This window comes from uncultured Campylobacter sp. (genome assembly GCF_905373215.1).
Classification (GTDB): domain Bacteria; phylum Campylobacterota; class Campylobacteria; order Campylobacterales; family Campylobacteraceae; genus Campylobacter_B.
The window spans coordinates 43,254-55,811 of sequence record NZ_CAJPRT010000009.1; the positions used below are offsets into that span (position 1 = coordinate 43,254).

General features: G+C 46.9%; 11 protein-coding genes. All 11 read left to right on the forward strand.

Features of this window, described 5'->3' with window-relative positions:
• Window positions 1-799 precede the first annotated feature (799 nt).
• Window positions 800-1,297, forward strand: coding sequence for an HIT domain-containing protein (locus tag QZ176_RS06055; RefSeq protein ID WP_295151976.1), 498 nt, complete (start codon window positions 800-802; stop codon window positions 1,295-1,297).
• Window positions 1,297-2,295, forward strand: a complete 999-nt coding sequence (locus QZ176_RS06060; RefSeq protein WP_295151978.1) for a bifunctional 3,4-dihydroxy-2-butanone 4-phosphate synthase/GTP cyclohydrolase II — start codon at window positions 1,297-1,299, stop codon at window positions 2,293-2,295. The genes QZ176_RS06055 and QZ176_RS06060 overlap by 1 nt, the downstream gene beginning before the upstream one ends.
• Complete coding sequence (locus QZ176_RS06065) at window positions 2,292-3,449, forward strand: DNA polymerase IV (RefSeq protein WP_295151980.1); 1,158 nt, start codon at window positions 2,292-2,294, stop codon at window positions 3,447-3,449. The genes QZ176_RS06060 and QZ176_RS06065 overlap by 4 nt, the downstream gene beginning before the upstream one ends.
• Before the next feature lie 19 nt (window positions 3,450-3,468).
• Window positions 3,469-4,008, forward strand: coding sequence for a hypothetical protein (locus QZ176_RS06070; protein ID WP_295151983.1), 540 nt, complete (start codon window positions 3,469-3,471; stop codon window positions 4,006-4,008).
• Between the two features lie 651 nt (window positions 4,009-4,659).
• A complete protein-coding gene (gene lgt / locus QZ176_RS06075) occupies window positions 4,660-5,478 on the forward strand; it encodes a prolipoprotein diacylglyceryl transferase (protein ID WP_295151985.1) in 819 nt (272 codons plus the stop codon).
• Between the two features lie 94 nt (window positions 5,479-5,572).
• Window positions 5,573-6,256 (forward strand): fumarate reductase cytochrome b subunit, encoded by a 684-nt coding sequence (locus tag QZ176_RS06080; RefSeq protein ID WP_295151987.1) that lies wholly within the window; start codon window positions 5,573-5,575, stop codon window positions 6,254-6,256.
• A gap of 10 nt (window positions 6,257-6,266) precedes the next feature.
• The gene (locus QZ176_RS06085) at window positions 6,267-8,285 is read left to right on the forward strand and encodes a fumarate reductase flavoprotein subunit (RefSeq protein ID WP_295151988.1); all 2,019 of its coding nucleotides are present in this window, start codon (window positions 6,267-6,269) and stop codon (window positions 8,283-8,285) included.
• Window positions 8,278-9,015, forward strand: a complete 738-nt coding sequence (locus QZ176_RS06090) for a fumarate reductase iron-sulfur subunit (protein WP_295151990.1) — start codon at window positions 8,278-8,280, stop codon at window positions 9,013-9,015. The genes QZ176_RS06085 and QZ176_RS06090 overlap by 8 nt, the downstream gene beginning before the upstream one ends.
• Window positions 9,016-9,191: 176 nt before the next feature.
• Window positions 9,192-10,058 (forward strand): hypothetical protein, encoded by an 867-nt coding sequence (locus tag QZ176_RS06095; protein ID WP_295151992.1) that lies wholly within the window; start codon window positions 9,192-9,194, stop codon window positions 10,056-10,058.
• Between the two features lie 176 nt (window positions 10,059-10,234).
• Complete coding sequence (locus QZ176_RS06100) at window positions 10,235-10,489, forward strand: hypothetical protein (protein WP_295151994.1); 255 nt, start codon at window positions 10,235-10,237, stop codon at window positions 10,487-10,489.
• 374 nt (window positions 10,490-10,863) lie between these two features.
• Window positions 10,864-12,303, forward strand: coding sequence for an ankyrin repeat domain-containing protein (locus QZ176_RS06105; RefSeq protein WP_295151996.1), 1,440 nt, complete (start codon window positions 10,864-10,866; stop codon window positions 12,301-12,303).
• Window positions 12,304-12,558 lie beyond the last annotated feature (255 nt).

Sequence of the window (12,558 nt, forward strand, 5' to 3'; positions counted from 1 at the left end):
CGCTGCGCTTTGGCGTCGTGAGTTCATTATCGTGTGCGCTGCACGAGCGGCTGCGGAGTGAGGTTTAAATTTACGCCTTTCGTTTGTATAGCTTTCCGTCGCATCACGAGCCGGTGCAAAAAGCGTGGGTTTAAATTTAGCTTTACGTTTGCGAAGCTTCGCGCGCGCGCGGCGGTTGCGCTTGTAGCATTGAGCGCCGAGAATTGCGCGTCTATCGTAATGCCTTGTATGTCTAGCGCGCGCTCTCAAGCTCAGTATTGGCGATTGTACGGCGCCGTAAATTTAATCACAGCTCGCGACCTAAGCCGCTCAGAGGAGCTGCACGTACGATAACTGCGCAAAGCGAGCTACCACAAAAGCGGACGGTGTAGGGGCTTAGTAGGGCTGTGATACCCTGCAATACGGCGCGATTAAGCCGCAGCTGCAATACAGCTGCGCCGTGACCGCGCCGCGTTAAATTTTACCGCGTGTCGCGATGGTGATTGCGGCGCAGGTTTGGCATCGCGTACCGTGCCTGCGAGTGCGTCAAAGTTTTGTTATAATGCGCACGCAAACTGCTGCGGATTTAATATCGCCCGCCGTGCGCTTTGATTTGTAAAGCGTATGTCGCACCGAAGCGCCTTGCGTAGCACGAGATTCGTAAAGAGCGCGCATAGCTTTGTGCCGTTTGAGCAAGCGCAAGTCGCGTAAATAAAATTCTATGAAATTTAGAAGTTTTAAATTCCAAATTTCATAGAATTTTGCGAAACGCAAATTTTAAAATTCCATAGAATTTTGAAATTTCGGAAAGGAAAAAGAGATGGATTATCTTTGCGCCCCTTGGCGAAGCGAGTATTTTACCGAAAAAAGAAGCGGCTGTCCCTTCTGCGACGCGGCAGCGGATGCGGCGTTCGACGATCGCAACGGCGTGCTTTTTCGCGCGCAGCACTGCTTCGGGGTGATGAACCTCTACCCCTACAGCCCGGGCGCGTTTATGGTGATACCCTACGAGCATGTCGATAATATCGAGTGCCTTAGCGACGATGCGTGGGCGGAGATGAGCCGCTACGTACGCGCCGGAGTGGGGATTTTGAAGCGTACGCTGGGCGCAAACGGCGTAAATATCGGCATGAACCTCGGCGCTACCGCGGGTGCGGGTATTGCCGAGCACGTGCACTATCATCTCGTGCCGCGGTGGCAGCGCGATACGAATTTCATCACGACGATCGCAAACGTCCGCGTAAACGGAGTTTCGTTCGCCCCGCTTTTTGAGAAGCTAAAAGCGGCATTTGTAGAATTAAATTTAAAGGAGCGATAATGATCAGCGTAGAGCAGGCGATCGAGGATCTGAAAAACGGCAAAATGCTCGTTATGGTCGATGACGTCGATCGCGAGAACGAAGGCGATTTAGTGTTTGCGAGCACATTTAGCAGCGCGGAGAAAGTAAATTTTGCTATCACGCACGCTCGCGGAGTGCTGTGCGTGGCGCTTAGTCCGCAGATTGCGGAGCAGCTTGATCTAAATTTGATGGTCGATAAAAACACCTCCAGCCACGAGACCGCCTTCACCGTCACGATCGACGCGAAGGACGCCAAGACGGGCGTAAGCGCGTATGAGCGCAATATGACGATCGAGCTGATGTCGCGCGTGGGCGCTCGTGCGGATGATTTCGTCCGCCCCGGGCATATCTTCCCGCTTATCGCCAAAAGCGGCGGCGTGCTCGCTCGCACGGGGCACACCGAGGGTTCAACGGATCTATGCCGTTTGGCGGGGCTTTCGCAAAGCGCCGTGATTTGCGAGATCATCAAAGACGACGGCGATATGGCGCGCAGGGACGATCTGGAAAAATTCTGCGCACAGCACGGCATCAATATGATCTCGGTCGCACAGATCGTGCAGTACCGCCTAAAGCACGAAACTCTCGTTAAATTTAGCGAGCCCAAAAGCGCTATGCTGTGCGGCGAGGCGGCGAAATTTTACGACGTGAGCGATCACGAGGGCAACGAGCACCGCGCATATATTTTCGGCGAGCCGGGAAAGAGCGCGCAGACGAACGTGAAATTTCATAAAATTTCAAGCGATCTGGAATTTTTAAGCGATGCGAAATTTAACGATTTCATGCGTGATCTGGACATTTTGCGCAAAGAGGGCGGCGTGCTTTTGATGCTAACCGCGCAAAATCGCGCCGATTTTAAGAGCTTCGGCATCGGAGCGCAAATTTTAGCGTATCTGGGCGTGAAAAAAATCAAAATTTTAAGCAAGAGCGAGCCGAAAGACTACGCGGGGCTTAGCGGTTTTGGGATTGACATAGTTTGATAGCCCACATCGATTTGGACAGCTTCTTCGTCTCTGTAGCGAGACTTGCCGATCCCGCGCTTGCGGGCAAAAAGATCGCAGTCGTCGGAGGCGGCGACGAGGAGATTTTCGGCGGCAAGAGCGAGCTTGGCAGCGTGATTTTAAGCGCGAGCTACGAAGCCAGAGCGGACGGCGTGCACTCGGCCCAGCCCGTTAAAATCGCGCTCGGACTCTGCCCGCAGCTGATTTTGGTGCGCGCGCGGCACGGCGAATACCGAAAAATTTCACGCGAAATTTATGAGTTTTTACTAAACTTTACGCCTGAGATCGAAAAATTTAGCATCGACGAGTTTTTTCTAAATTTACGCGGTACGGCATACGACGCGGACGCGCTGAGCTTTGCCGCGTTTTTACAAAGCGAAATTATGCGCCGCTTTAGCCTTCCGTGCAGCATCGGTCTTAGCGAAGCCAAGCTTATCGCAAAGCTCGCCACGAGCCTTGCCAAGCCCTTCGGCGTGCGGCAAATTTTAAAATCGCAAATCGCGCGCGAGCTATCCGCCGTGCCTGTGGCAAAATTCCCGGGCATCGGCAAGGCGGCGCAAAAAACGCTCGGCAAATACGGCATCGTAAGCTTCGGCGACGCGCTAGGGCACAGAGAAATTTTTGAAAAGATGGGCGCAAACGGCAGGAAAATTTTCGCAGCCCTTAGTGGCGAGGACGAGGGCGAGGTCGTCTCAAAGCGCGAGCGCAAGAGTATCGGCTTTGGGCGCAGCTTCGCGCCGTGCGCCGATCGGGACGAACTACGGCGTAAAATTTTAATTTTGGCGCGCCATTTGGCGGGCGAAGTGCTCGCCAGAGGCCTAAAGCCCGCGACGTATGATCTAAAGATCCGCTACAAATCGCGCGAGGAGTTTTCGCACCAGATCAGCCAGGATAGGGCGTTTAGTCTAAGCTTGCTGAGTGAGACCGCGCTTGAGCTGTTTAGGCTCTGCGACGTGAAAAAAGGCGCGCAGATAATCCACGTAGCGCTAAATCTTTCAAATTTTAGCGGCAAATCGGGCAGCTCGCTGCTCTTTGGCGAGATCGATAAAAAGCAGCAGAGCTTAGATCGATCTTTAAGCAGGATTTGGGAAAAATTCGGCATCGAAAAGCTAAAAAAAGCGAGCGAAATTTGATTAAATTTAAAGGAAAAAGATGAAACTAGGCGAGCTATACTCGGTGATCTGCATAATCTTTGCGACGAATTTTAAAGGCGTGATAGATGAGCAGAAGTTGCGCGGCTTGGGCAAAAACTGGATCATCGTAAATAAAAATATCGAGAACAAAAACGGCCATGAGCTTTGGCAAAAGGTGCAGAGCGAGGACTACGCGGCGCTAGGGCGCGATTTTGAGGCGCTAAAAGAGGCGTTTGAGATGGACTTTTTCAAGCTCATAAGCGAAAGCGAAGTGGAGCTGTTTTATGAAAAATGCCGCTTCAAAAAGCCTTTCGCGGAGCTTAAAAGCGCTCACGCGGCCAATATGCTAGCGCTGCTTGCCATGATATTTAAGCAAAACACGGACGCGAAATCGCATAAAATTTTGACGCTATATCTGGCGCAATTTATCATTCCTAGCTTTTCCGCGCTTGCTACGCACGTGCAGATAAACGCCAAAAGTAGCTACTACAAGGCGCTTGGATGGTTTTTGGCGGATTTTTGTCGCGTGGTGAAAGAGACGCCGGGGCTTGGAATTTAAAATTTAGAACGCGCGCTCAGTGTTTTTGCGCGTTTGGCACAGAAAAGTGCTATGTAGAGATTAGGTTTGGGGCTTGCTTTCGGAAATTCCTTGCGCTGTAGCCGATACAGCTCCTGCGGGCGCGACAAGCTAAGCGAGGCGGGCAAATTTTATCTGCGCGGATGCAAAGTATCTGCCTTGCTGTTTTGTGCGTCGGCGTTTGTCGTATCGCGCGTCGTTTTAATTTTGCGTGGCATTCGGTATTTTGCGCATGTGCCGTTCGATGTTTGTTTTGCGCGTACTGCGAGTTTTGCTCGGCGTCCGGTGCTCTCGTTTTGCGCCGCCTGCATTAGAGTATTGCGTGCTTTGTCTGCGTCGCGCCACTTTGCGCGTCACTTCGTATGTCGTCTGGCATAGTCATTTGGAATTTTACGTGAGGCGCCTTACGCCCCATCTGGCGCCGTCGTGCGAAATTTCATGCGAGGTGGTCTGCGCATCGTTTGACGCTATCGCTAAGCATCCGCGCATTACGTGTTTCGCGCGTGTGATCGAGCGTTCGAAAACTGAGGTTTAGTGCCTGCGTATGCGCTGCTTTGCGTCTTTTACCGAGCGTGTATCACGCAGCGTCCGATGCGTGCCGTTAAATTTTAAAATTTAAAACAAAGGAAAAATTTGAATTACTGGAACGAAATTTACGCCCACTTTGATCCCGTGGCATTCAGCGCGTTTGGCATAAATGTGCACTGGTACGGCATTATGTATGTTTTGGCGCTGCTTACGGCGCTATTTATCGCCAAGTATTTCGTGCGCAAAGACGGTCTTGGCTTTAGCGATAAGATGCTTGATCGCTACTTTATCTGGGTCGAAGTGGGCGTCATTTTGGGCGCGCGGCTTGGATACATCGCGATCTATTCGGGCGAGGCGGCGTGGTATTTCAGCCATCCGTGGCAAATTTTCAACCCCTTTCATAACGGCGAATTCGTGGGCATTCGCGGTATGAGTTATCACGGCGCGGTCGTCGGATTCGTGATCGCGACGGTTTGGTTTTGCAAAAAATTTAAAACCGATATGTGGGCGCTGCTCGATCTCGTGGCACTTAGCGTGCCGCTTGGGTATTTTTTCGGACGCGTGGGAAATTTTTTAAATCAGGAGCTTTTCGGACGCGAGACGAGCGAGCCGTGGGGGATTTTGGTAGGCGGCACGTTGCGTCACCCAAGCCAGCTTTACGAAGCGGTTTTGGAAGGACTGGTAATTTTCGTGATTTTATTTTTCTACCGTAAATTTAAGAAATTTAACGGCGAGCTGATATGTTTGTACGCGATGCTATATACGGCGTTTAGATTTTTCGTGGAATTTTTTAGAGAGCCGGATGATGGGCTTGGGTTTATATTTTTAAATTTATCGATGGGGCAAATTTTATCTTTGGTGATGTTTTTGATAGCAGTTTTCTTAAAGCAGTCTTTGAAGAAAAAACTAATTTGCAGAAATTAAATTAATCTAAAGTTAAAAAGTAATATAATCTCTTTACAAAAATGTAAATTTTCGTTTAGCGGGGATTTATAATCATCTTTTTTAAGGAGAACCTATGCTAGGTCGCATTGAAGGCTTTACGGGCAGATCCATAGACGGCAAAAAAAGCCGCATTATGGCTTTGCAAGACGTGGCGCAAAGCATCAGCGGGCTGATTTTGGCCTGTTTTATGCTGTGTCATATGATATTTACCGGCACAATTTTGATCGGTAAGGGCGCGTTTGAGGGCGTCGTACATTTCGCCGAACCGGGCGGAATTTATTTCGTTACAAACATTGTTGCTTTTGTAATTTTCGTGATTTTCGTAGTTCACGCATTTTTGGCGATGAGAAAATTTCCGGCTAACTACGCCGCTTATAGGGCGTTTAAAGCGCACAAAATGCGAATGAAGCATTGCGATACGACGCTTTGGTGGTTTCAGTTTTGGACTGGGTTTTTACTATTTTTCTTTGCGGCGGCTCATATTTTAATGATCGTATTCGGTCCGAAAATTACTGCAGATCTTGCTATTGCTAGATTCGGACAGCTTCATCTATTTTATTTTGTTTTATTAATTTTCGTAGTAACTCACGCTAGTATTGGAATTTATAGACTTTATATGAAATGGATCAGCATAGACGGCACGAAGGCTGAAATTCAAAGAAAAAGAGCCTTCATTAAAAAGGCGGTTTTTATCGTTTGGGGCGCATTTTTCCTGCTTTCGATAATCGCCGATTTCAAATGGTTAAGTTTAGAATAGGGAGCTTAGGATGAATGTAATATATTGCGATTCTTTAGTTATTGGCGGCGGTTTAGCGGGCTTAAGAGCTGCGATCGCTACCGGTGAGAAAGGGCTTAGCACCATCGTTTTGAGTCTGATCCCAGTTAAGCGCTCGCACTCTGCGGCGGCTCAAGGCGGCATGCAGGCGTCTCTAGGAAATTCCAAGATGAGCGAGGGCGACAACGAGGACGTGCACTTTGCCGATACCGTAAAAGGAAGCGACTGGGGCTGCGATCAAGATGTCGCTAGGATGTTTGCACAAACGGCGCCTAAGGCGATCCGCGAGCTTGCGGGCTGGGGCGTTCCTTGGACCAGGATTACTAGAGGCGAGCGAAGCGCTATTATCAATGCTCAAAAAACCACGATCACCGAAAAAGATGAGGTTCACGGACTTATCCACAGCCGCGACTTCGGCGGCACAAAAAAATGGCGAACCTGCTATACCGCCGATGCTACGGGACATACGATGCTTTTTGCCGTTGCGAACGAAGCGCTAAAGCATAACGTCGATATTCATGATAGAAAAGAAGCGATCGCGCTAATTCACGCAAACAACCGCTGCTACGGCGCAATCGTGCGTGATTTGGTTACCGGCGAGCTGATCGCATACGTCTCAAAAGGCACGCTAATCGCTACCGGCGGCTACGGCAGAGTTTATAAACACACCACAAACGCCGTCGTTTGCGAGGGCATAGGTGCTGCTATCGCGCTTGAGACCGGCGTCGCGCAGCTTGGAAATATGGAAGCGGTGCAGTTTCACCCGACCCCTATCGTTCCGAGCGGAATTCTGCTTACCGAGGGTTGCCGCGGCGACGGCGGAATTTTACGCGACGTGGACGGCTACCGCTTTATGCCGGATTATGAGCCTGAGAAAAAGGAACTTGCTAGCCGCGACGTCGTAAGCCGCCGCATAATGGAGCACATCCGCGCAGGCAAGGGGGTAAAGAGCCCTTACGGTGAGCACGTTTGGCTCGACATATCGATCCTTGGACGCGAGCATATCGAGAAAAATTTACGCGACGTGCAAGAAATTTGCGAAATTTTCAACGGCATCGATCCTGCCGATACCGAGGTAATAACCGACGAGCAGGGCAGGAAGCGCGGCAAGGGCTGGGCTCCGATCCTTCCTATGCAGCACTACTCGATGGGTGGTATCAAAACAAAAGCTACGGGCGAGAGTCCGACTTTAGCGGGACTATTCAGCGCCGGCGAGGCTGCGTGCTGGGATATGCACGGCTTTAACCGCTTGGGCGGAAATTCCGTCGCCGAAACCGTCGTCGCAGGAATGATCGTGGGCGAGTATTTTGCGGAGTATTGCCAAGGGCACGATGTCGATATCAATACGCACGATATCGAAAAATTCGTAGATAAAGAGAAAAATTACATTAAGAGCCTGCTTGAAAAAGAGGGTAAATTTAACGTATTCGAGATTAAAAACAAGATGAAAGACGTTATGTGGGAGCACTGCGCGATCTTCCGCACCGGCGAGGGATTAGCCAAAGCCGTAAAAGAGCTTGAGGAGCTTTACAAGCAGTCCTTAGATGTCAAAGTAAGCAATAAAGAGCTTTTCGGAAATCCGGAGCTTGAGGAGGCTTATCGCGTACCAAAGATGCTAAAGCTTGCGCTTTGTATCGCCAAGGGTGCGCTTGATCGCACAGAAAGCCGCGGCGCGCACTTCCGTGAGGATTATCCGAAACGCGACGATCTAAACTGGCTAAAACGAACGCTTGCGAGCTGGAAGGAGGGCGATACTATGCCTACTCTAAGCTACGAGCCGCTTGATATTATGAAGATGGAGATGCCGCCTGCATTCCGCGGATACGGCGCCAAAGGCAATATCATCGAGCATCCGGACAGCGCCGTGCGCCAAAAAGAGGTCGATGAAATTCGCGAGAAAATGCAAGCCGAGGGCAAAGGCAGATATGAAATTCAAGAAGCATTGATGCATTATGAATTGCAGCCAAAATATAAAGCACCTAACGAAAGAGCAGGTATAGGATATGAGTAGAAAAATAACAATAAAGGCATTTAAGTATAATCCGTTAAGCAAAATTTCAAAGCCGCACTTCGCTACTTATGAGCTTGAAGAGACCGACGGAATGACGCTATTTATCGCGCTTAACGTGATTCGTGAGAAATTTGATCCCGAGCTAAGCTTCGACTTCGTTTGCCGCGCGGGTATCTGCGGTAGCTGCGGTATGCTCGTAAACGGCAAGCCGAGCCTTGCGTGCCGCACGCTTACTAAGGACTATTCGGACGGCGTGATCGAGCTTATGCCGCTTCCGGTTTTCAAGCTGTTAAAAGACCTCAGCGTCGATACCGGCAACTGGATGAACGCGATGAGCAAACGCGTAGAGAGCTGGATCCACACCGATCACGAGACCGATATCTCAAAGCTTGAGGAGAAGGTCGAACCTGAGGTCGCACAGGAGGTTTTCGAGCTGGATCGCTGCATCGAGTGCGGCATCTGCGTGGCAAGCTGCGGCACCGCGATAATGCGAAAGGATTTCATCGGCGCCGTCGGTATCAACCGTATAGCGCGTTTTCAGATCGATGCGCTGGATAAACGCAGCGACGAGGATTTTTACGAGCTAATCGGCGATGATGACGGAGTATTCGGCTGTATGACGCTGCTAGGCTGCGAAGACAACTGCCCTAAGCACCTTCCGCTTCAAAGCAAAATCGCCTATATCCGCCGCAAGCTTGCCGCTCAGGGCAAATGCGGCTGCGGCAAATAAAATTTAAGCGGGACTTTCCCGCTTAAATTTATCTTCTAATTTTATAAATTTTACCTCGATAGACAAATTCCAAAATGCTTGAGTCAGACAAGCGAAGTAGCTTTAAATTTAATACTATCCCAAGCGATAAAGAAGTAAAATACGAAATCGCTTAAGATCGATAGCGAGGGATAAGGATGAACGAAGCAAGGCTCGAAGAGCTAAAGAAAATTCTAAACGAACGACATCAAAATTTAGAGCAAGGCTCGCAGGAAGATTTTAGTGCTCAAAATTCTGATGCCTTAAATTTTGATACTTCAGAATCCGATAACTCAAATTTAAACGTAGAAGGAAATCTAAAATTTCAAAATTCAGATTCCGATGATGCCACTCCTAATAAAAATTCTAAAACCGAGGCTAGGGATTACGATAAAGAGCCTATAGTTATAAAAAATTACAGCATTATGCACTTGCTGTTTTATATCATAATAGCAATCATTATTCCGTCTATTTTCATAAAAATTTTGTATAACAAAGGTTTGATAGATTTATATTATGGCGGTAGAACATATTTGCTATATAATCAAAATTCAACTTTTATTTTAAGTGTTTTATTTTTGTGCCTATTCGCCCTGTATTGCTATTTTGCAAAAGAAAAAGACATTATTATCAACAATTTGCACATAACATATTTTGGAAATATATCAAGCGGATTGGAAATTTTTAAAATAAACAATGATAGTTTTATCAAGGAAAACTATAAATTGAGAATAAATGTTTTATGTTTTATTTTGTGTTTGATTTCCCTATTGTCGGGTTTCGTCTATCAAAAAATTATTTTTATCATTTCTATACTTGTTGTTAGATTTTTGCCAATATTCCTCTTTTCGATACTTCAAAATAAAAAATTTGAATTTTATAATCCGGGATATTTATGCATTAAAACAAGAACCGGAAAACAGATAATTCCTTTGGTTTCAAAAAAAGATACAAAAGAGGTAAGAGAATATTTTTTAAATAAGCTTAATATCGATATTATAGATAAAGTAAATTATTTTATGTAATCAAATTTTAATAAAGGATATGTAGATGAGTAGAGTAAGTATTGATAAAATGTGTACCTATTACAGGTAGCCTTAAATCGTTACAAGAATATTTTTCTGATTTGCCGAAAATGTCAGAATTTTTTTATCGTATTAACTCGTTGGGTTTTTTCTTTGTATTTTTGCTTTGCATGTATGTGGCGAATATATTTATAAAATTCGTCGTATATTGTTGCATAAATAAAGGCATAAAGGGATTTAAAATTTTTCCATTTATAAAAGTCGATGAGCCGTGGCATGGCGGATATTTATATTATTCCGTTGTGGTATCGGCACACTACTATTTGATTTATTTGTATAGCAGTGAAATTTACGACGAAGTTAGAGAGTATTTTTTGCAGAAAAATATAAATATAGACTATATTAAAAAGGACTATACGGTTTTTATTTAGGAGGATATGCGAAGGGGCGGTAAATTTAAAACTAAAATTTCAATATTTTATGGTAGCCGCCACTAAATTTCGTAGCGATACCGAGTGCAAATACAGCGTAAATTTAGCGCTAAATTTTATGCGTAGAAGCGCTTGTTGAAATTCTAACCGCCTGTCGCTGGAATAAAATTTCGTCGGTAGAATTTCGCCTCTGCGATATTTCTACGCGGAATTCTATCGGTAAAATTTCGAAGGCAAAAATTTTGCGCCTAAACCCTCTTAAACCTCGCTCTGCGAATTCCGCCCGAGCAAAATTGCCTTGTGAAATTCTGCCCGTTTATATTCGGCTAAGCTCACACTCGGTAGTATTTGTCATTTTATTTGCGGAGGTTGCTTTGAAAGAGATAAAATCCAAGCTCATCATAGCGTGCTTGGTTGTTACGGCAGGCCTATTTTTCTTGATCGCAGGCGGTGCACTTATGGATAGATCCGAAACTCAGCCCGCGCAAAATTCCACGGTGAGTCGCGCCACAACCTCCGGCAACTCCTCCAATCCGCCGCTAACGGACGAGGATCGCACCGCAATAGCGAGGTACCGGTACGAAAGGCTGGGCGCCGAGTTAGATTTGGACGAATGCGTAGTGCATGGCGATGAGCGAATGGAGTATTTCTGCAAGCTTTTGCGCTCCAAGGACACTGCGCGTATTTTAACATTTATGCGAGAGCAGCGCATCACTGCGGGCGATCCGCTGCATTTTGGCATAACGGCGATAATGTATTCCAGTTTTTACAACGATGCAAACACCACCGAAGAGCTGATCTATCACGGAGCGGATATCAACCGCACGGACGATTTTTCTCATTCGGCGCTGAGCTATGCTATCGAAAATAACTCTACCGCCGCCGCGGAAGTTCTACTTAAGCATGGAGCTAGCTTTTCTAGCGTTAAATATGTTCGTCCGTGGCTTGCGACTCCGGGATGCTGCGATGCCTATTTGGTCGCCGATACTAGCGATGCACAGGTAAGGACATATTACGGAACACCTAAAAGCGAGGGTACTAGCGCGGTATCTGATCCGCTCTATTACGCCGTAGCAGGCGGATTTTTGCAGATGACGGAGCTTATGCTTAGCAGCGGCGTAAGACCTGAGATTACCGCTTGGACGGACGATCATTGTATTGCTTTTACGCTCAAACACCGCAAAGATGAGCGGCAGCCGAACTGCTCCATCTATCAGATGCTGCCGCAACGACATGACGCAAGTATGCTAAATTTGCTGCTTAAATACGATTTGGCAGGACTTCCGGACGATGAGCGTATTCAAAAAAAATACGATGACTGCCGTAAGGATTTGGATACGTTGAGGAAGTATAAGAAAATATACCTAGAGCATATGGATGATTATTGTTACGATGAGATTATTTTGGTTTGGAGCTGGTTGGATAGCTTTAATTATGATATAGTTAGGTATATTATGAGGGGGCGCTTGAAGGATTGGGAAAAGGGTGCAATCGGGTTTAACAGAGGTTCGCTGCCCGATCTTAATAGATGCGGCTCAGTAACGCCCAATACGGCGCTACTCGGTATCTACGATACGCTTATAAAGCGCTATTCCGCGCTCTGCGGCGATGAGCTTAATGGCGCGAGTGGCTTTGATCTGGATAAATTTTTTAGATATTCGCACTTAAAAGGCTTGGAATTTGATCTTAAAATAGAGTATGAGGGCAAGGTGATAAGAGTGGAGGAGTATGATAAAATTTTAAGGCGCGATGCTTCTAAGCAGCTAGAACAAGCGGGATCCAAGACTGCAGATACCGCGTCTGCTCATGAGTAAATTCTATAAAATTTACAGACGCGATTATCGGCTTCGCGGTTGCTGTGTATCTTGCAAAATTATATAAATTACGCCGATTTAAAATTTGCGTCGTTTTGCTTTGTAAAACGCATGGAATTTTGTCGCTATGACGCAAGCGGTTTGCAAAATTCCAGCACGTATGTAAATTTTAAAAATTCCGAGAGTTGCAGCGCATTAAATCATATAAATTTAGGCGCCAAAACTCGCCTGATATGGACCCGCGAAATTTTGCCG